We start from the raw sequence: 18,293 nt of genomic DNA on the forward strand, positions 1-18,293 counted from the left end.
CCCCCATCCCGAACAGGACCGTGAAACGACTCCACGCCGATGATAGTGCGGATACCCGTGTGAAAGTAGGTAATCGCCAGGCTCTCCCTTGAAACCCCCCAGTACGAAAGTACTGGGGGGTTTTGCTTTTGCGGCGGCGAAAATGCCGCCGACTGAGATACAGGCCGTATACGCCACTCGTCGTGAGGAGCGCGATCGTTAAAATCCAAAGAATTGTCGTCATGCTAGGATCTCGCGAGACTCTGGGAGATGGCCATGGTTCAAAAGCTGTTCCACGAATTACCTGAGAATGAACGCGATGACTTCGAGTCCGCCTGCGCGCGGCATGGATTTGTCGGAGAGGATTTCGACGTAAGCGCGGAAGAAGGTGTTTCGCCAAGCAGCGAATCGATTCATATTCCTCGGAAGGTCACCGTTGCCCGTGTGTTCGGAGGCGACGCCCAGGTCTATCCCGCGGCCACCGACTACTCGTGGACGGTAGCGTTCGAGCGAGATCTGGAACGCGGCGAATTTGGATATCCTCTCGCGGATTAGTGCCAACCAAGGGCGGGAACCACGGCGCAAGCGAAGCTGATTCTGCATCCTTCGGACGTGCTACGATTCTCATGAACAACTGGAGAAGGCTATGGATCTCCAAGGCTTCACGTACTACAAAGATCACTGGTACGAGGCTACGGCAACGTCTCCAACCGGCGGCCCGTGGCACGGTGAGGTGACGATCTGTGCAAAAGCGGCGGACGGCACCTCGATCAAGATCTTCGAGCACGAACCCGTGCCCGGACAGTACTTTTCGGAAGGCGAGGCGTGGCAACATGCGCGCAATTACGCCGAGAAGCTGATTGACGAAGGCCGGGCGAACCCAGTCGCTCACTGAGTCTCCTGCCGCATCACCATCCGGGCCAGCCACACGGCATGCAACGGTCCTTCGAAATCCGGGGTGGCACATATGGAATTCAAGTACAAAGGACGGGATATCTCCATCCAGACAAAGGCGCTCGCGACTGGCCGGTGGGACTGGTCGTATGTCATCCGTGGGCACGGACACAGGCAAAACGTTCGGGAGCCTGCACCTTCGGAAGAGATCGCGATAGATGATGCATATCGAACCGCGAAACGGGAAATTGACCAGACTACCGTTGACAGTGACGACTAGGAAAATCTGAACGTCTTGCCAATCATCCTCCAATGAGATCCCGATCGGAATCGCGCAGATCACCCAGATGGAGCCGCTTCTATGTCCTGGATGCGAAGAACCGGCCCGTCCAGGTAATCGACCAGGGCGAGTGGTCGCGCTGGATGGCTGAGAACGAACTGATCTTCCGCCGTACGCTTCTGGAAGATTTCGGAATCGCGATCACTACCCGCTTCCGCGGGGTCTCAGAGCCAGCGCCCAGGGACACGCCGCTGTTCGTGACTCGCGTTGTTGGGAGGGTGGGGGAGGAAAACGAGAGCTATGGATGCTACACGCTTGATGAGGCGTTGGAGCAACATGAGCAGTTGGTGCAGAAACTCCTTCGGGCATTGGCGAGTCGGTGATCGCTGAGGCAAGGGACCTTGGGCTTACAAGGAGAAAAGCCCCGTGCCGGGGAGAGCAGGGGCTTTAGGCGACACCAGGACATGGTGAAGAGCGCCTGGCGATACTGTCACATCAGTGGGTCGGGCGCGCATCCCCCAATTGGGGTTGAAATGTCTCCGATTCGCGTACGATCGAGGGCGCGAAAGCCCATGTAGCCCGGAGTGCCGCTCTTGGCGCCGGCATCCAGGAACTGGCGGCCGTGTACTGTCTTCAGGGCAGCCGGGGCCATCTTGCCGAAGAAGCGGGTGAGGATCGCATGGGTGCCGTCCCAGGATCGTCATCTCACATTCTTGGAGATTCGCATGCACGAAAGAGAACAGTCATACAAAGGGTTCAAGGTCAGGCTTGTCATTCCCGATGGCGCCAACGCTGGCGAACACTTTGGCCGGGTGCAGATTTCCGGCTCGGATCAGAGTGTGGGAGTTCGATTTACGCCGGACTGGATTCAGCCGCCCAAGACGGCCGAGGAAGCGGAAGCATGGCTTTTCGCATATGCAGCCGGTGTCATTGACTGTGAGTTGGCTGGTGGCCTTGGGATGGATCTCAAAAATGAGTAAAGCTTCAGGAATCGCCTTGCCGGTATCCCACTCGCGCCAGATGCGATAACGGTACTCCTCGCCGTCAGAGGGGATGGCGCTGGGCTTGCCTTCGATGGTCTGCGTGCTCAGGTGCTGGTCATGGCAGGATCGCGCAAGTTGCTGGGAGATGTCATGGGTCAGAAGCTCTTCGATGAACTGCCGGTGGACGAGCAAGAAGACTTCGAGTCGGCATGCAAGAAGCACGGCCGGAGCCGCGAAGAATTCACGGTCGTCTTTGACGAGAGCAGCCCGCCAAAAGAAGGCGTAAACGACATTCCTCGCCAGGTGACCGTCGCGGCAAATCTCACTGGCGCCCGCCAGAACTACGCGGCTGGAAGCGGCACGTCCTGGACTGTCGAGTTCGAGCGAGACCTCGATCAAGGTTTTTTCTGGGAAACGTACGACTAGAACTGTGCTATCTATTTTGTGTAGCTACACTAATTTATATGGACATCACATACGACGCGGCCAAGAGTGAATCCAACCGCGCCAAACACGGCATCTCATTAGAATTGGCCCATGAATTGGACTGGTCAGCAGTGATGGCCTATCCGGATACGCGCCACGACTATCGCGAACTTCCGTGAGATCGGGTTCGGTGTTATTGACCAGCGGCTGTATTGCGTAGTGTTCACGCAGCGGGGTGATGCGATGCACGTTATCAGCCTGCGCCGCGCCAACAGACGAGAGGTAAAGGCGTATGTCGAGCAAGCCTAAGATCATCATGCCGACGGATGAAGAGGATGCGGCAATCAACCGCGGGATCGCCGCCGACCCGGACACCTACGAGGTGCCAGCCGAGGACTTCAAGAAGATGAAGGCGCTAGGGAAGCGGGGCCGCCCGCGCAGTGAAACGCGCAAAGTGCTTGTCTCAGTGCGTTACGACGTGGACGTTGTTGATGCCTTCCGCGCCCAGGGGGAAGGCTGGCAGACGAAGATGAACGATGCACTGCGGGAATACGCGAGAGAGCACGACCTGCTGCCCCAATAGGATCAAATTCCAAAAATCTCGATCAATCCGGGATCGCGTTCAGTTCGGCGACGGTATGGCGCGCAAGCTCCGCCTTGAGGCGCACAAACAAAAACAGCGACTTGGCTAAGTCGCTGTTTTGCAAAGCAAATTCTTGGGGTGGCTGATGGGACTCGAACCCACGACGACAGGAATCACAATCCTGGACTCTACCAACTGAGCTACAGCCACCGTAGAGGTTGTTCAGCTACGTGCCGAACAACGAAGAACAAGATCATACAATGCTAAATGAAAGATGGCTAGTACTCTGCACAAATTTTTTCCTGCGCTGCATGGTGGTGCGAGTTCAACTGATGAAGTCCTCGACTCACGCCTGYAAATGTCACAGATGTCACTGCAACCGCTTACAGCAAAACCTTTGCCGACTCCTCCAGCTCAAGCATGCGGCAGATAGCGGCCATGCTGCCCACCATGGTGCGTCGTTGCGCGCCCTGGTAGATGCGTACGCCTTTGGATTGGCGGAACGGGACGGGCTTGACGGGACGGCGGGCGGAGAAGCGGTTGGCTGGCAGCATGGCTATACCTGGTGACTTGCAACAACAGTTAGCGGTGCCCGACGAGCGGGCGGCGTTGGCACAATCGGGCGTCGGCGTGATTCGGGGCTTGCCCGCCGCAGCCGCTTTCGTCAGAAGGCACCGGGTCGGATCAAGCCGACAGCGATACCTTCCAGTGAGAACTCTTCGCGGTCGGGGTGCACGATGATGCTGGGGAAATCGGGGTTCTCGGCAATGAGTTCGATCGAGTCACCGCGGCGGTTGAGACGCTTGACGGTGACGTCGTCACCCAGGCGCGCAACGACGATCTTGCCATTCGCGGCTTCGCTGGCGCGCTTGACCGCCAGCAGGTCGCCATCGAGGATGCCGGCGTCCCGCATGCTGAGGCCACGTACCCGAAGCAGGTAATCCGGTTGTACGTCGAATACCGAGGCGTCCACCTGGTACTGACGGTCGATATGCTCGGCAGCCAGGATGGGGCTGCCGGCCGCGACGCGCCCCACCAGTGGCAGTGTCAGCTGCATCACACCGGCCAATGGCAGCGAGAACTGGTCCGGCAGCTCGGAGTCGCTGCGCGATACTTTGAGTCGGATGCCGCGTGAGGCGCCGGGGGTGAGTTCGATTACGCCCTTGCGGGCCAGGGCCCGCAAGTGTTCCTCTGCAGCATTGGGCGATGAGAAGCCGAACTTGGCAGCTATCTCGGCGCGTGTGGGCGGGAAGCCCGTGTGCTGCAGGCTGCTGCGAATCAGGTCGAAAATCTGCTGCTGTCGCGGTGTCAGGGTCGCCATGGTCGCCGGTGTTTGGAGGCACTGTATGTTTAAACAGTATGCTGTGATTTTATACAGTATCGAGTGAAGTGCAAGGGGAATTTTGGGAGTTTGCCTATCGACAGGTGCGCCGGACGCGACTCCCGGTGCCGCGTGGCGCGAGTGTGGGCGTTACAATTTGCGGCACCCGAAGCCTCTTTTCCGCTTCCCGTTAAACCTTTCATTCGCCATGTCTCTCCTGCCTCGCGTCGTTGTGCTCGCCACCGGTGGCACCATTGCCGGTTCTTCATCCAATGCCGCCAGCAGCGCGAAGTACCAGGCGGCCACGGTACCTGTGACGGCGCTGCTCGATGCGGTGCCGGCGCTTGGCGCGGTGGCCCGGATCGAGGCGGAGCAGGTGGCGCAGGTGGATAGCAAGGACATGTCGTTCGCGCTCTGGTCCCGCCTCGTCGAGCGCGTCGCGTTCTGGTCCGCGCAAGCGGATGTGGCGGGCATTGTGATTACCCATGGCACCGATACGCTGGAGGAGACGGCAATGCTGCTGCACCTGGCATGCGTGGGCACGGTGCCGGTGGTGCTGACGGCGGCGATGCGGCCTTCGACTTCCCTGTCGGCGGATGGTCCATTGAACCTGCTCGATGCGGTGCGGGTGGCCGCTAACGCTGACGCGGCGGGCAAGGGCGTGCTCCTGGTGATCAACCAGGAAATTCATGCCGGGCGGGATGCGGTGAAAGGGCATACGTCCGCGGTCAATGCCTTTGCGTCGCCGTTGGCGGGGCCGATCGGATTTGTGCAGGACGACCTGGTTCGTTTCGTGCGCACGCCCCGGCGCTTGCCGGCCCGGGCCTGGGCAGTGCCGTCCGCCTGGCCGCAGGTGGAGATCCTTGCCAGTTATGCGGAGCCTGGCCGGCTGGTGGTGGATGCCCTGGCGCAGGCAGGCGTGTCGGGGCTGGTCGTGGCCGCCGCCGGCAATGGATCGGTTCACCAGTCGCTGGTCGATGCGCTGGTGGATGCTGCCGGGGCGGGGGTGGCCGTGGTGCGCAGTTCGCGCACCGGGGCAGGGCACGTGGCGATCCCGGCACCTCCCCGCCCGGCCTCGGGTGTCTTCGTTTCGGCCGGTGACCTCAACCCATACAAGGCGCGCGTGCTGCTGATGCTGGCCCTGGCGGCGTCGCGCGGGCTGGCGAAGGATCCAGCGGCATTGCAGGCGCTGTTTACCGAAAACTGAGGCAACTTGCCCCCGAGGCCGAAAGCACGCTATACTTTAAGGCTATCCAACCTTGCTGCACCGGACTTGGCGCCCGGGCGGCTTATCCAAAAGGAGCGTCAATGCGTCATTATGAAATCGTATTTATCGTCCATCCGGACCAGAGCGAACAAGTTCCGGCCATGATCGAGCGTTACAAAACGCTGGTCACGTCGCAGGAAGGCCAGATCCACCGCGTGGAAGACTGGGGTCGCCGTCAGATGGCCTACATGATCCAGAAGCTGGCCAAGGCTCACTACGTTTGCCTGAACATCGAATGCGGCAAGGAAACCCTGGCTGAACTCGAACACGCGTTCAAGTTCAACGACGCGGTGCTGCGCCACCTCATCGTTCAGACCAAGAAAGCCGAAACCGCACCGTCCCCGATGATGAAGGAAGTGCAGCGCGAAGAAGCCCGCAAGGCCGCGCAACAGACCAGCGAAGTCCAGGCCGCCTAAGTGCGGACTGTTGTTGTGGTTGCCGTGGGCGTTGAACGCCGCGGCGGCAAGTGCGGGCATCGGTGCGGGAGAGTGCGTTGAACCAGTTGAGGCTCTGCGCAACGCTCGCGGAACGCGATGCCTTGCGTTACACCCCGGCCGGGGTCCCCGTGGTCAACTGCATCCTGCAGTACGCGGGCGAGACGGTCGAGGCGCAAACGCCCAGGCAGGTGGAGTTCGCCATCGCCGCCATGGGAATCGGTCAGATCGGCCAGCGGCTTGAGCGTACCCCGCTCGGCGCGATGCTCGACTGCGAAGGATTCCTGGCCCGCAAGCACCGCAACAGCAAGGCTCTCGTCTTTCACATCACTGGATGTAAAGCATTCGAAAAGGATTGAATCATGGCATTCGTCAAACGTGACAACAAGAACAAGAAGCGCTTCCAACAGCAAAACCCGCTGTTCAAGCGTAAGCGCTTCTGCCGCTTCACCGTGGCTGGCGTGGATCAGATCGACTACAAGGATCTGGACACCCTGAAGGATTTCATCGGCGACAACGGCAAGATCACGCCGGCCCGCCTGACCGGCACCAAGGCGCACTATCAGCGTCAGCTCGACACGGCTATCAAGCGCGCGCGTTTCCTCGCGCTGATGCCTTACACCGACCTGCACAAGAACTGATCGGCCCTAGGTCCGTTAAGGAGAAAACACGATGCAAATTATTCTGCTTGAGAAAGTCATCAACCTGGGCAACCTGGGTGACATCGTTCGCGTGAAGGACGGTTACGCACGTAACTTCCTGATCCCGAACAAGAAGGCCCGCCGTGCTACCCAGACCGCGATCAGCGAGTTCGAAGTCAAGCGCGCCGAACTGGAAAAGGCAGCTGCCGAGAAGCTGGCCGCGGCTCAGGCCGAAGGCGAAAAGCTGAACGGCCTGACCGTGCAGATCACCCAGAAGTCGGGTGTGGACGGCCGCCTGTTCGGTTCGGTGACCAACGCCGACATCGCTGAAGCCCTGGCTGGCCAAGGCTTCAAGGTTGAGAAGGCGCAAGTGCGCCTGCCGGTTGGCCCGCTGAAGATCGTCGGCGACCATCCGGTCAGCGTTTCGCTGCACACCGACGTGCTGGTCGACGTGACGGTTTCCGTCCTGGGCGAACACGTCTAAGCATTGCCTTGCTCCGGTTCCCGCTTGCCCACGGGCTGGCTGGGGCCGGACGCCGGGCCAAACAAAAAGGCAGGAGCCAATCGCTCCTGCTTTTTTGTTTGGTCGCCACGCTGGTTGGCATCATTGCCACAGGGCCGGTTTTCCCACCGTCACTTGCCGGGAAGCCGCCGGAAGGTAGCTGAGAATTCTCCTCCGGCTCGCTGGCGGCGACCTTTATAATGGCTTCCCATGAACGCGCCCGTCGCAGACCCCCAACTAGACAATCTCAAGGTACCGCCGCATTCCATCGAGGCCGAGCAATCGGTGCTGGGTGGCCTGCTGCTGGACAATGCCGCCTGGGATCGTATCGCCGATTTTCTGAACGAAGCCGATTTCTACCGCTTCGATCACCGGATGATCTTCCAGAGCATCTCCCGGTTGATTGCCGCCACCAAGCCCGCCGACGTCATCACCGTCTACGAGGCGCTGCAGGTCGCGGGCAAGGCGGAAGAGGTGGGCGGCCTGGCCTATCTGAATTCGTTGGCGCAGAACACGCCCAGTGCGGCCAATATCCGCCGCTATGCGGAGATCGTGCGAGAGCGCTCGGTACTGCGCAAGCTGGTCACGGCGGCCGATGATATCGCCAGCGCGGCCTTCGCCCCCAAGGGGCGCGAGGTGCGGGAGCTGCTCGACGAAGCCGAATCCAAGGTGTTTGCCATTGCCGAGGAGGGCTCGCGCGGGCAGAAGGGTTTCCAGGAGATCCAGCCGCTGCTGACCCAGGTGGTGGAGCGTATCGACGAGCTGTACCACCGCGACTCAAGCACCGACGTGACTGGCGTGCCCACGGGCTTTATCGACCTCGACCGCATGACCAGCGGCATGCAGGCGGGCGACCTGGTCATCGTCGCAGGGCGCCCCTCGATGGGCAAGACCGCGTTCTCGCTGAATATCGGCGAGCATGTGGCGGTGGAGCAGGGCCTGCCGGTGGCGGTGTTCTCGATGGAAATGGCGGGTACGCAGCTGGCCATGCGTATGCTCGGCTCGGTGGGCCGTCTCGATCAGCACCGCCTGCGTACGGGCCGGCTGCTTGACGAAGACTGGCCGCGGCTCACCCATGCCATCCAGCGCATGAACGATGCCCAGCTGTTCATCGACGAAACCCCGGCGCTGAGTTCAATGGAGCTGCGCGCTCGTTCGCGCCGGCTGGCGCGCCAATGCGGCCAGCTTGGCCTGATCATCATCGACTACCTTCAACTGATGTCGGGTTCGGGCGGCGGTGAAAACCGCGCGACCGAAATCTCGGAAATCTCGCGTTCGCTCAAGGGGCTGGCCAAGGAGCTTAACTGCCCGGTGATCGCGCTCTCCCAGCTGAATCGAAGCCTGGAACAGCGGCCCAACAAGCGCCCGGTGATGTCCGACTTGCGCGAATCCGGCGCTATCGAACAGGATGCCGACGTGATCCTGTTTATTTACCGAGATGAGGTCTACAACCCGGATTCGCAGGACAAGGGCACGTCCGAAATTATTATCGGCAAGCAGCGTAACGGCCCGATCGGGACCGTGCGCCTGACCTTCCTGGGCCAGTTCACCAAGTTTGACAATTTCAGCGGCGGCCCCGCGTTCTTCGACAACGATACCTGAAGCCACTCCCGGCGCGGCTCGCCGGGCATTGTGGCAGGCCGCCCGACGGCGGTTGCCCGCGCTGCGTATCAAAGCCGTATCAAAGCCCCTCGGCTTTTGCTCGTCTACCTGTAAAATATTACGTTTTGATGACAGCCGCCCTCGCGCGGCTGTCATGCAATGCGTCCCTGCCCCTTTCAGCAATAACCCGCGGCGCCCCCGCGCTTCGACAAGGAACATTCCATGTTCGGCCGATTCATGCCCACCGAGGGCAAGTTCTTCGAATACTTCAACCAGCATGCCGATTGCGCGGTGACCGCCGCCCGCGAGCTGGAAGTGCTGGTCAACGACCTGCCCAATGCCGAGGCGCATGCGCGCCGCGTGCAGGCCACTGAAAAGAAGGCCGACCGCATCACGCACGACACCATCGACCTGCTGCACAAGACCTTTATCACGCCGCTGGACCGGGACGAGATCCACAAGCTCATCACCACCATGGACGACATCCTCGACCTGATGGAAGACGTGGCGGAAACCATCTCGCTGTATGACGTGACGAGCCTCACCGACGAGGCGCGCAAGCTGGCCTCCATCTGCGTGCAGTGCTGCGACCAGGTCAAGATCGCGGTTGGCCTGCTCGACGACATGAGCAATGCCAGCACCATACTGAAGACGGCGCAGCAGATCGACCAGCTCGAATCCGAGGCCGATCGCGTGATGCGCGCGGCCATGTCCAAGCTGTTCCGCGACGAGACGGACGTCAAGCGCCTGATCAAGCTGAAGGCAATCTACGAGCAGTTGGAAACCATCACCGACAAGTGCGAGGACGTCGCCAACATCATCGAAGGCATCGTCCTGGAAAACGCCTGAGGCACAAATCGGCATGCAAACAATACAAATGAGCCTGTGGGTCATCGGCTTGCTGGTGGCGCTGGCCTTGCTGTTCGATTTCATGAACGGCTTTCACGATGCCGCCAATTCGATTGCCACGGTGGTATCGACGGGCGTGCTCAAGCCGCACCATGCGGTGGCCATGGCGGCCATGTGCAATGTGGTGGCCATCTTTATCTTCCACCTCAAGGTGGCAGCCACGGTTGGTACCGGTACGATCGATGTCAATATCGTCGATCACCATGTCATCTTCGGTGCCCTGATGGGGGCCATTGCCTGGAACCTGATCACCTGGTACTACGGCATTCCCTCGTCCTCCTCGCACGCGCTGATCGGCGGCCTGGTTGGCGCAGCGGTGGCCAAGAGCGGTACCAGTGCGCTGGTTGGCGGCGGCCTGCTCAAGACCGTGGCCTTTATCGTGATCTCGCCACTGCTGGGCTTCCTGCTCGGCTCGCTGATGATGGTGGTCGTGAGCTGGACCTTCTTCCGCACGCCGCCATCGCGGGTCGACCGCTGGTTCCGCCGGCTGCAGCTGGTCTCGGCCTCGCTCTACAGCCTGGGTCACGGCGGCAATGACGCGCAGAAGACCATCGGCATCATCTGGATGCTGCTGATCGCCAGCGGGCATGTGGCGCAGGGCGGCGCGGAGCCGCCGATCTGGGTCATCGCCTCCTGCTACGTGGCGATCGGCATGGGCACCATGTTCGGCGGCTGGCGCATCGTGCGTACCATGGGCCAGAAGATCACCAAGCTCAAGCCGGTGGGCGGCTTCTGCGCGGAAACCGGTGGCGCCATCACGCTGTTTATCGCTTCAGCGCTGGGCGTGCCGGTGTCGACCACCCACACCATCACGGGCGCCATCGTCGGCGTGGGTTCGGTGCGCAAGATGTCGGCGGTGCGCTGGGGCGTGGCTGGTAACATCGTCTGGGCCTGGGTGCTGACCATTCCGGCTTCCGCCTTTATGGCGGCCATCGCATGGTGGGTTGGGCTGCACGTACTTTGAGCTGTCGAATTCCGGCTCGACCAGGCAAACAAAAAACCAGGCGCAATGCCTGGTTTTTTTATCGTGACCCGCTTGAACAATGGATCAGCGATTTGCGAAGGCGGCGATCGGGTCGTCGTCCACCGGCGCGCTGGGCGCAACCGACGGCTGCTGCGCCGGTGAAGCCGCCGGCGCGGCAGGGGCGGGCGTCTGGTCAAGCGCGGTCGCGACCCGGCGGGCGCCGTTGTAGCGCGAGGCCCAATAGCTTTTTGTCATGTCCTCGAGGCGCACCGTGCCGCCGGTGGAGGGCGCGTGGACAAAGCGGTTCTGCCCGACATAGATGCCGACATGCGAATTGGCGCGGCCGGTCGTATTGAAGAAGACGAGATCGCCCGAAGCCACCTGGCCGCGCTCCAGCGCGACGCCGCGGCCGCCCATGGCTTCGGTGGTGCGCGGCAGGTCGACGTTGGCGGCACGCAACACGACATAGCGGACCAGGCCGCTGCAGTCGAAGCCGGAGTCGGGCGTATTCCCGCCATAGCGATAAGGCGTGCCAACCAGGGACATGGCCTGGATGGAGACCTCTTCGAGCCCGGCGCTGGGATCCACCATGGAGGTACCCGCGGGCCGGGACTGCGTGCCAAAGCGCGCAGGCGGCGTTGAGGCGCAGGCGGCGAGCAGCAGCGCCGCCGTGCAAAGCATGGGCAGGCGGGCATTCTGGAAGGCTGCGGCCAGGCACGGCACGGGACTTCCGGTATGGGCTTTCTGGCGCGGTGGCATCCGTCTCGATTCGATTCCGGGTCAGGTGCCGTGGCGAGAGCGGGGCGGCTCAGCTGGACGCCGCTCCGTGGTGGCTTACCAGCGCAGCTGCGCGTCGTACGTGCCCGTGCTCACATTGACCGACTTGGTCTGACCCTTATAAGTCGCTTCGATATTGTAGCTGCCTTGCGGGGCCTTTATCAGGCACTTCGGGCCGGTCGCCGTGAAGCTGGCCACTTCGTGGCCTTCGCGCGTCATGCGCACGGCCACATCGGCGAGGTATTCGCCGCGCTCGCCCTGGGTGAACAGCACGCCCATATTGAAGTTCTTCTGCTGCGCGGCAAGTCCTTGCTGTTCGTCCGCGGCGATGCCGCCGCAAACGTAGCTGACCGGGCCCATGGTGCGGATCACCATCTCGTCGGCCGCCAGCGCAGGGGCCGGGAATAACGAAAACGACGAAAACGACGAGAACGCTGCGATGCCGATGCTGCGCGCTAGCGCCAGGCGCAATGGCGTGGCCTTCCTGGCGGGCGCCAGTTGGTGGTGCAGGTGGTTGTCCATCAATGTCTCCATCGATTCAACAAGCCGCAGAGAAAAAAGCGCCCGCCAGTCGCCGGCACGCAGGGTGCCGAAATGGCGGGCGCTCCGGATACTTTGATGCCAGGCCACGACGACCGGCAGGCAAATCTGCCGGTCGTCGTGGCCCTACATGCCTGTCCGGTTGGTGCAACGCTTACAGAACGTCCGCCGCATGGTCGGCCAGGCGCGAGCGTTCGCCGCGTGCCAGCGTCACATGGCCACTGTGGCTCCACCCCTTGAACCGGTCGACCACGTAAGTCAGGCCGGACGAGCCTTCAGTCAGGTAAGGCGTGTCGATCTGCGCGATATTGCCCAGGCAGATGATCTTGGTGCCGGGGCCGGCACGCGTTACCAGCGTCTTCATCTGCTTGGGCGTCAGGTTCTGCGCCTCGTCGATGATGACGAACTTGTTGACGAAGGTGCGTCCGCGCATGAAGTTCATGCTCTTGACCTTGATGCGGGAGCGGATCAGCTCCTGGGTGGCCGCGCGGCCCCATTCGCCGGCGCTGTCATCGCTCTTCTGCAGCACTTCCAGGTTGTCGTCGAAGGCGCCCATCCAGGGCTGCATTTTTTCTTCCTCGGTGCCCGGCAGGAAGCCGATGTCCTCGCCGACCGGCACGGTGGCCCGGGTGACGATGATCTCGTTGTAGAGCTTCTGGTCGAGCACCTGCTCCAGGCCCGCGGCCAGCGCCAGCAAGGTCTTGCCGGTGCCGGCCTGGCCCAGCAGCGTGACGAAGTCGATCTCCGGATGCATCAGCAGGTTGAGCGCGAAGTTCTGCTCGCGGTTGCGCGCGGTCACGCTCCACACATTGTTCTTGTGGTGCGTGTAGTCCTTGAGCGTCTGCAGCAGTGCGGTCTTGCCGTTGATTTCCTTGACCTGGGCGTACAGCGGCAGGCTGCCGTCGCTGGGCTCCATGTAGACGAACTGGTTGACCAGGAAGGAGGGTACCAGCGGGCCCGTCAGGCGATAGAACATTGCGCCGGACTTGGGATCCTGCCAGCTTTCCACGCCCTTGCCGTGCTTGGCCCAGAAGTCGTTGGGCAGCAGCATCACGCCCGCGTAGAGCAGGTCCTTGTCTTCCAGGACCTGGTCGTTGAAGTAATCCTCGGCGGGCAGGCCCAGCGCACGCGCCTTGATACGCATATTGATGTCTTTCGACACCAGCACGACCTGGCGCTCCGGGAATTGCTGCTGCAGCGCACTGACCACGCCCAGGATCTGGTTGTCGGCCTTGCCCTGGGGCAGGCCGTCGGGCAGCTTGATCTCGTTGAGCTTGGTCTGCAGGAACAGCTTGCCCTGTGCATCGCGGTTGCCCAGCTTGGCCAGCGGCATGCCTTCGTCGAGCACGCCGTCGGTGCCGCCCACCAGCGCATCCAGGGTGCGGCTGACGGTGCGTGCGTTGCGGGCGACTTCGCTCATGCCCTTCTTGTGGTTGTCCAGCTCCTCGAGCGTCATCATGGGCAGATAGACGTCGTGCTCCTCGAAGCGGAACAGCGAGGACGGGTCGTGCATCAGCACATTGGTGTCCAGCACGAACAGCTTGCTGGGGCCAGCGTGTTTCTGCGCGCGCCGGTTGGTGGTGCCAGCGGTCCTGGCCGGCGTCGAGGGGACGGCGGCCAGCGGCGGCACGGATTTCAGCGTGGACGCGGGCGCATCCTTGGTGCGCGCTCGCGTCGCACCGCTGGCGTGGGCCACCACGGCCGGCACGTCTTGCTCTGTGCTATTTCCGGTTTCCAGCAAGGCCACGCGCTCCAGCGCCGGCACGGGTTTTTTACCCTGCGACGCAGATTTGGCCTTGGTCAGCTTGGTCACCGGGGCGAATTCGCTCGGGTCAAGCAATTGGGCAGGCTTGGCGGGCATGGTCGGCAGCGGCATGCTTGGCGTTCCTTTCAGGGGGAGAAAACGGCTGGAAAACGACGCAGGACACTGGCGCGACCGCAAGGTGCCGCGAACGTGCCGAACGAGTCCTGGACGTACAAACACCACAAGGTACACAAAGAAAAAAGCCGCCAGACCTGTGGGGCAGGTTTGACGGCTTCTTTTGGCACCGGAGACACGGCAGGTCCGCTACCGGCCTGTGGCAGGGAGCGCCTGGGCCGGGACGATGAAACAGCGTGGCATCCGGAATCTGAACTCATTAAAGGTCAATGTATCCGAACGTTTTCTGTTTTGCAATCGCCGGCCGGGCGACTTTTTCGGGTGTTGTTGCGGCGCATTATCGCAACACCATGCAACGCCCCCCGCAAGCTCCCCGGGAGCGGCCCGGGGAAGGCCCCGGATCAGAGTGCGCGGACGATCTGCAGGACTTCGTCGACGTGGTCGGGAACCTTGATGCCGCGCAAGGCGTGGCGCAGGATGCCCTTGCCGTCCGCGATAAAGGTGCTGCGCTCGATGCCGCGCACTTCCTTACCATACATCTTCTTCATCTTGATGACATCGAACAGGTGGCAGACGGCCTCATCGCCGTCGGAGATCAGCTCGAACGGCAGTTCCAGCTTGGCCTTGAAGTTCTCGTGCGACTTCAGGCTGTCGCGCGAGATGCCGAAGACCACCGCGCCGGCCTTGACGAAATCGTCGTACTGGTCCCGGAAGTTCATGGCTTCGGTGGTGCAGCCCGGGGTGTTGTCCTTGGGGTAGAAGTACAGGACGACGGTCTTGCCGCGCTGGTCGGCAAGGCTGAACGCGCCGCCGGTAGCGGGCGCGTTGAAGTCGGGTACGGGCTTGCTGAGACTGACTGTCATTCTTATGGCTCCTGGGAGGGGCAGGAAGGGAGGCGGCGGCATGAGTGCTGCCACCATGGTGGCGGCAGATGGGGGCGGCGCCGGAAACTTCAAGCGTGACGCAGGCCTAACTTGCGGCGCCGCCGCCGGGCGGCGCGGCGGGCTCAGGCAGGCTCTTCCAGCAGCAGGATGGCCGCCACCTTGCGGCCTTCAGCCATGAGGATATTGTAGGTGCGGCAGGCGGCCTGGAGATCCATGGCATCCACGCCCACATGCCGGCGTGCCAGGGACGCGGTCAGGCGCGGATGGGGGAAGCGCAGGCGCTTGCCGGTACCGAGCAGCACCACTTCGGGCGAGTGCTCCAGCAGGCCTTCGAAATGCGCCGCCTCCAGGTCTTCGAAGCGCTGCACCGGCCACGGCCGGATCTCGCCCTCGGGCATGACCAGCACGGATACCGTGTAGCGCACCATATTGATTTCGATATAGCCCGGTCCATAGGACGTCACCGTATTGAGGGCATTGGGCTGGTCAGCGTGGAGTTTCAATGGCGAACCTTATCGGGCACTACCCATGGACGGGCGCACGGCGACTCGGCCGGGCCGCCCCGGGGCGGGTTGAGAGCATTTTGGAGCCGGCAGGGCGCACGGCTTTGCCGCAGGGCCGGGGTCCGGCGCCGTACGCTGCAATGCAAGAATCCCTGCCGAAGTCTGTCATAATCCGATAAATTATAGCTTTTGCCTTCCTGCCTGCCACGTTTTGCGTCGCATCGCAGCGGATGCGCACAACGGGCCGCTCCTTTCCCACCCAGATTCCCTAGATAGCTGCCGCCAGACGGCGGCGCTTGCCTCCTGCCGACATCGCCGTGAAACCGATCCAGAAATCCAACAAGCTCAACAATGTTTGCTATGACATCCGCGGCCCGGTGCTGGAAAAGGCCAAGCAGATGGAAGAGGAAGGCCACAAGATCATCAAGCTGAACATCGGCAACCTGGCTGTGTTCGGCTTCGACGCCCCGGAAGAGATCCAGCAGGACATGATGCGCAACCTGCCCAACTCGGCGGGCTACTCGGATTCCAAGGGCATCTTCGCCGCGCGCAAGGCGATCATGCACTACACGCAGCAGAAGCATATCGAGGGCGTCGGCCTGGACGACATCTACGTGGGCAACGGTGCCTCGGAACTGATCGTGATGTCGATGAACGCGCTGCTCAACGGCGGCGACGAAGTGCTGGTGCCGGCCCCGGACTACCCCCTGTGGACGGCCGCGGTGAGCCTCTCGGGCGGCACGCCGGTGCACTATGTGTGCGACGAAACCAACGAGTGGATGCCCGATCTCGACGACATCCGGGCCAGGATCACGCCGAACACCAAGGCGATCGTCGTCATCAACCCCAACAATCCCACCGGCGCGCTGTACTCGGACGCGCTGCTCGAGGGCATCGTGGCGATCGCGCGCGAGCAGGGGCTGATCATCTTCGCCGACGAGATCTACGACAAGGTGCTGTACGACGGGCATACCCATACCTCGATCGCCTCGCTGTCGACCGATGTGCTGACCGTCACGTTCAACGGCCTGTCCAAGAACTACCGCTCCTGCGGCTACCGCTCGGGCTGGATGGTGGTATCGGGCGACAAGCGGCCCGCGCTGGACTACATCGAGGGGCTGAACATGCTCTCCTCGATGCGCCTGTGCTCCAACGTGCCGGGCCAGTGGGCCATCCAGACCGCGCTGGGCGGCTACCAGAGCATCGACGACCTGGTCGGCGCAGGCGGCCGCCTGCGCCGCCAGCGCGATCTTGCCCATGAGCTGATCACGCAGATCCCCGGCATCACTTGCGTCAAGCCCAAGGCCGCGCTCTACCTGTTCCCCAAGCTCGACCTGTCGATGTACCCGATCCAGGACGACCAGGAGTTCATCTATGAATTGCTGCAGGAGTCCAAGGTGCTGCTGGTGCAGGGGACCGGTTTCAACTGGGACAAGCCCGACCATTTCCGTATCGTGTTCCTGCCGCACGAGGAAGACCTGCGCGAGGCCATCGGCCGCGTCGGCCGTTTCCTCGAGGCATACCGCAAACGCCACGGCCACGCGGCCTGAGCCGGCGCGGGCAGGGCCACTGCGGCGTTATCCATTTTTCAGCAACTCAGAGTCAGATCGTCCATGAAACCCATCAAAGTAGGCCTGCTTGGCATCGGTACCGTCGGTAGCGGCACGTTCAATGTGCTGCAACGCAACCAGGAGGAAATCCGCCGCCGCGCCGGGCGCGGCATCGAGATTGCCATGGTGGCCGACCTCAACACCGAGCGCGCCCGCGAGCTGACCGGTGGGCAGGTCGAGGTGGTGGCCGACGCCAACGATGTCGTCACCCGCCCCGAGATCGATATCGTGATCGAGCTGATCGGCGGCTACGGCATCGCCCGCGAGCTGGTGCTCAAGGCCATCGAAAACGGCAAGCACGTGGTCACCGCCAACAAGGCGCTGCTGGCCGTGCATGGCAACGAGATCTTCGAGGCCGCGCGCAGGAAGGGCGTGATCGTCGCTTTCGAAGCCGCGGTGGCCGGCGGCATTCCCATCATCAAGGCGTTGCGCGAAGGCCTGACCGCCAACCGCATCGAGTGGATCGCCGGCATCATCAATGGCACGACCAACTTCATCCTGTCGGAGATGCGCGACAAGGGCCTGGACTTCGACACCGTGCTCAAGCAGGCCCAGGCGCTGGGCTATGCCGAGGCCGATCCCACCTTCGACATCGAAGGCATCGACGCCGCGCACAAGATCACGCTGATGAGCTCGATCGCCTTCGGCATGCCGGTACAGTTCGACAAGGCCTACGTGGAAGGCATCACCAAGCTGTCGGCCGTGGATATCCGCTATGCCGAAGAGCTGGGCTACCGCATCAAGCTGCTGGGCCTGACGCGCCGCCGCGAAAACGGCATCGAGCTGCGCGTGCACCCGACGCTGGTACCGGCCAAGCGCCTGATCGCCAACGTGGAAGGCGCCATGAACGCCGTGCTGGTGCAGGGCGACGCCGTGGGCGCCACGCTGTACTACGGCAAGGGCGCCGGCGCCGAGCCGACCGCCTCGGCCGTGATCGCCGACCTGGTCGACGTGACCCGCCTGCACACCGCCGACCCCGAGCATCGCGTGCCGCACCTGGCCTTCCAGCCGGACGAACTGTCCAGCGTGCCGGTGCTGCCGATCGAGGAAGTCACCAGCTCGTACTACCTGCGCATGCGCGTGGCGGACGAGACCGGCGTGCTGGCCGACATCACCCGCATCCTGGCCGATGCCGGCATCTCCATCGACGCCATGCTGCAGAAGGAATCGCGCGAAGGCGAGCCGCAGACCGACATCATCATGCTGTCGCATCTCACCCTCGAGAAGCAGGTCAACGCCGCCATCGCCAAGATCGAGGCACTGCCGACCGTGCTGTCGGCGGTGACCCGCCTGCGCATGGAAGAACTGAACTGAA

At 62.3% G+C, this 18,293-nt stretch carries 22 protein-coding genes, 1 tRNA gene and 1 pseudogene; 15 read left to right on the plus strand and 9 right to left on the minus strand.

The genetic code is table 11. The annotated features are described in order from the left end of the window. The first annotated feature begins 255 nt into the window (after positions 1 to 255). From AC1DQ3_RS31460 to AC1DQ3_RS31470, 3 genes are all read left to right on the plus strand, one after another. Positions 256 to 534: a hypothetical protein gene (locus tag AC1DQ3_RS31460; protein WP_477124036.1), complete on the plus strand. Its 279-nt coding sequence runs from the start codon at positions 256 to 258 to the stop codon at positions 532 to 534. A 91-nt stretch (positions 535 to 625) separates the two neighbouring features. Beyond that, positions 626 to 874, plus strand: coding sequence for a hypothetical protein (locus tag AC1DQ3_RS31465; RefSeq protein WP_477124037.1), 249 nt, complete (start codon positions 626 to 628; stop codon positions 872 to 874). Positions 875 to 1,185: 311 nt separating this feature from the next. Next, on the plus strand, positions 1,186 to 1,536 hold the full coding sequence (locus AC1DQ3_RS31470) for a hypothetical protein (RefSeq protein ID WP_477124038.1): 351 nt from the start codon (positions 1,186 to 1,188) through the stop codon (positions 1,534 to 1,536). Positions 1,537 to 1,896: 360 nt separating this feature from the next. Here the strand turns inward: AC1DQ3_RS31470 and AC1DQ3_RS31475 are convergent, their stop codons facing one another. Further along, a complete protein-coding gene (locus AC1DQ3_RS31475) occupies positions 1,897 to 2,535 on the minus strand; it encodes a hypothetical protein (RefSeq protein ID WP_477124039.1) in 639 nt (212 codons plus the stop codon). A gap of 65 nt (positions 2,536 to 2,600) precedes the next feature. Between AC1DQ3_RS31475 and AC1DQ3_RS31480 the strand changes: the two are divergent. Together AC1DQ3_RS31480 and AC1DQ3_RS31485 are read left to right on the plus strand one after the other, a co-directional pair. After that, a pseudogene (locus tag AC1DQ3_RS31480) lies at positions 2,601 to 2,871 on the plus strand (BrnT family toxin). Continuing rightward, positions 2,855 to 3,145: a BrnA antitoxin family protein gene (locus tag AC1DQ3_RS31485; protein WP_477124040.1), complete on the plus strand. Its 291-nt coding sequence runs from the start codon at positions 2,855 to 2,857 to the stop codon at positions 3,143 to 3,145. Before AC1DQ3_RS31480 ends, AC1DQ3_RS31485 begins: the two are co-directional and overlap by 17 nt. 134 nt (positions 3,146 to 3,279) lie before the next feature. On the opposite strand, the gene AC1DQ3_RS31490 is transcribed toward AC1DQ3_RS31485, so the two are convergent. The 3 genes from AC1DQ3_RS31490 to lexA form a co-directional block, all read right to left on the minus strand. After that, positions 3,280 to 3,355: transfer RNA gene (locus tag AC1DQ3_RS31490), tRNA-His, on the minus strand. A 173-nt stretch (positions 3,356 to 3,528) separates the two neighbouring features. After that, complete coding sequence (locus tag AC1DQ3_RS31495; RefSeq protein WP_477124041.1) at positions 3,529 to 3,699, minus strand: hypothetical protein; 171 nt, start codon at positions 3,697 to 3,699, stop codon at positions 3,529 to 3,531. Between the two features lie 110 nt (positions 3,700 to 3,809). Then, the gene (gene lexA / locus AC1DQ3_RS31500; RefSeq protein ID WP_477124042.1) at positions 3,810 to 4,466 is read right to left on the minus strand and encodes a transcriptional repressor LexA; all 657 of its coding nucleotides are present in this window, start codon (positions 4,464 to 4,466) and stop codon (positions 3,810 to 3,812) included. Between the two features lie 208 nt (positions 4,467 to 4,674). Here lexA and AC1DQ3_RS31505 point away from each other — a divergent pair, with 208 nt between their 5' ends. From AC1DQ3_RS31505 to AC1DQ3_RS31540, 8 genes are all read left to right on the plus strand, one after another. Then, positions 4,675 to 5,673, plus strand: coding sequence for an asparaginase (locus AC1DQ3_RS31505; protein WP_477124043.1), 999 nt, complete (start codon positions 4,675 to 4,677; stop codon positions 5,671 to 5,673). Positions 5,674 to 5,774: 101 nt separating this feature from the next. Continuing rightward, positions 5,775 to 6,149, plus strand: coding sequence for a 30S ribosomal protein S6 (rpsF, locus tag AC1DQ3_RS31510; RefSeq protein ID WP_006163598.1), 375 nt, complete (start codon positions 5,775 to 5,777; stop codon positions 6,147 to 6,149). A 77-nt stretch (positions 6,150 to 6,226) separates the two neighbouring features. Continuing rightward, complete coding sequence (gene priB, locus AC1DQ3_RS31515) at positions 6,227 to 6,526, plus strand: primosomal replication protein N (protein WP_017228959.1); 300 nt, start codon at positions 6,227 to 6,229, stop codon at positions 6,524 to 6,526. A 3-nt stretch (positions 6,527 to 6,529) separates the two neighbouring features. Then, complete coding sequence (gene rpsR / locus AC1DQ3_RS31520; protein WP_477124044.1) at positions 6,530 to 6,808, plus strand: 30S ribosomal protein S18; 279 nt, start codon at positions 6,530 to 6,532, stop codon at positions 6,806 to 6,808. Between the two features lie 31 nt (positions 6,809 to 6,839). Then, positions 6,840 to 7,292 carry a 50S ribosomal protein L9 gene (gene rplI / locus AC1DQ3_RS31525; protein ID WP_477124045.1) on the plus strand — a complete coding sequence of 151 codons (453 nt, stop codon included), beginning with the start codon at positions 6,840 to 6,842 and terminating at the stop codon, positions 7,290 to 7,292. A 228-nt stretch (positions 7,293 to 7,520) separates the two neighbouring features. Continuing rightward, on the plus strand, positions 7,521 to 8,912 hold the full coding sequence (locus tag AC1DQ3_RS31530) for a replicative DNA helicase (protein ID WP_477124046.1): 1,392 nt from the start codon (positions 7,521 to 7,523) through the stop codon (positions 8,910 to 8,912). A gap of 222 nt (positions 8,913 to 9,134) precedes the next feature. After that, complete coding sequence (locus tag AC1DQ3_RS31535) at positions 9,135 to 9,761, plus strand: DUF47 domain-containing protein (RefSeq protein ID WP_477124047.1); 627 nt, start codon at positions 9,135 to 9,137, stop codon at positions 9,759 to 9,761. A 13-nt stretch (positions 9,762 to 9,774) separates the two neighbouring features. After that, positions 9,775 to 10,785, plus strand: coding sequence for an inorganic phosphate transporter (locus AC1DQ3_RS31540; protein WP_477124048.1), 1,011 nt, complete (start codon positions 9,775 to 9,777; stop codon positions 10,783 to 10,785). 84 nt (positions 10,786 to 10,869) lie between these two features. Here the strand turns inward: AC1DQ3_RS31540 and AC1DQ3_RS31545 are convergent, their stop codons facing one another. The 5 genes from AC1DQ3_RS31545 to AC1DQ3_RS31565 form a co-directional block, all read right to left on the minus strand. Then, positions 10,870 to 11,466: a C40 family peptidase gene (locus AC1DQ3_RS31545; RefSeq protein WP_477124074.1), complete on the minus strand. Its 597-nt coding sequence runs from the start codon at positions 11,464 to 11,466 to the stop codon at positions 10,870 to 10,872. 153 nt (positions 11,467 to 11,619) lie between these two features. Then, on the minus strand, positions 11,620 to 12,084 hold the full coding sequence (locus AC1DQ3_RS31550) for a hypothetical protein (RefSeq protein WP_477124049.1): 465 nt from the start codon (positions 12,082 to 12,084) through the stop codon (positions 11,620 to 11,622). Between the two features lie 172 nt (positions 12,085 to 12,256). Beyond that, positions 12,257 to 13,978: a PhoH family protein gene (locus AC1DQ3_RS31555; RefSeq protein WP_477124050.1), complete on the minus strand. Its 1,722-nt coding sequence runs from the start codon at positions 13,976 to 13,978 to the stop codon at positions 12,257 to 12,259. Between the two features lie 404 nt (positions 13,979 to 14,382). Then, positions 14,383 to 14,844, minus strand: coding sequence for a peroxiredoxin (locus AC1DQ3_RS31560; RefSeq protein ID WP_477124051.1), 462 nt, complete (start codon positions 14,842 to 14,844; stop codon positions 14,383 to 14,385). 143 nt (positions 14,845 to 14,987) lie between these two features. Further along, the gene (locus AC1DQ3_RS31565) at positions 14,988 to 15,368 is read right to left on the minus strand and encodes an Mth938-like domain-containing protein (RefSeq protein WP_477124052.1); all 381 of its coding nucleotides are present in this window, start codon (positions 15,366 to 15,368) and stop codon (positions 14,988 to 14,990) included. Between the two features lie 317 nt (positions 15,369 to 15,685). Here AC1DQ3_RS31565 and AC1DQ3_RS31570 point away from each other — a divergent pair, with 317 nt between their 5' ends. After that, entirely contained in the window at positions 15,686 to 16,918 is a 1,233-nt protein-coding gene (locus AC1DQ3_RS31570; protein WP_477124053.1) for a pyridoxal phosphate-dependent aminotransferase, read from the plus strand. Between the two features lie 63 nt (positions 16,919 to 16,981). Continuing rightward, positions 16,982 to 18,292: a homoserine dehydrogenase gene (locus AC1DQ3_RS31575; RefSeq protein WP_477124054.1), complete on the plus strand. Its 1,311-nt coding sequence runs from the start codon at positions 16,982 to 16,984 to the stop codon at positions 18,290 to 18,292. Position 18,293: the final 1 nt, after the last annotated feature.

It is taken from the genome of Cupriavidus sp. 01T418, assembly GCF_056398885.1.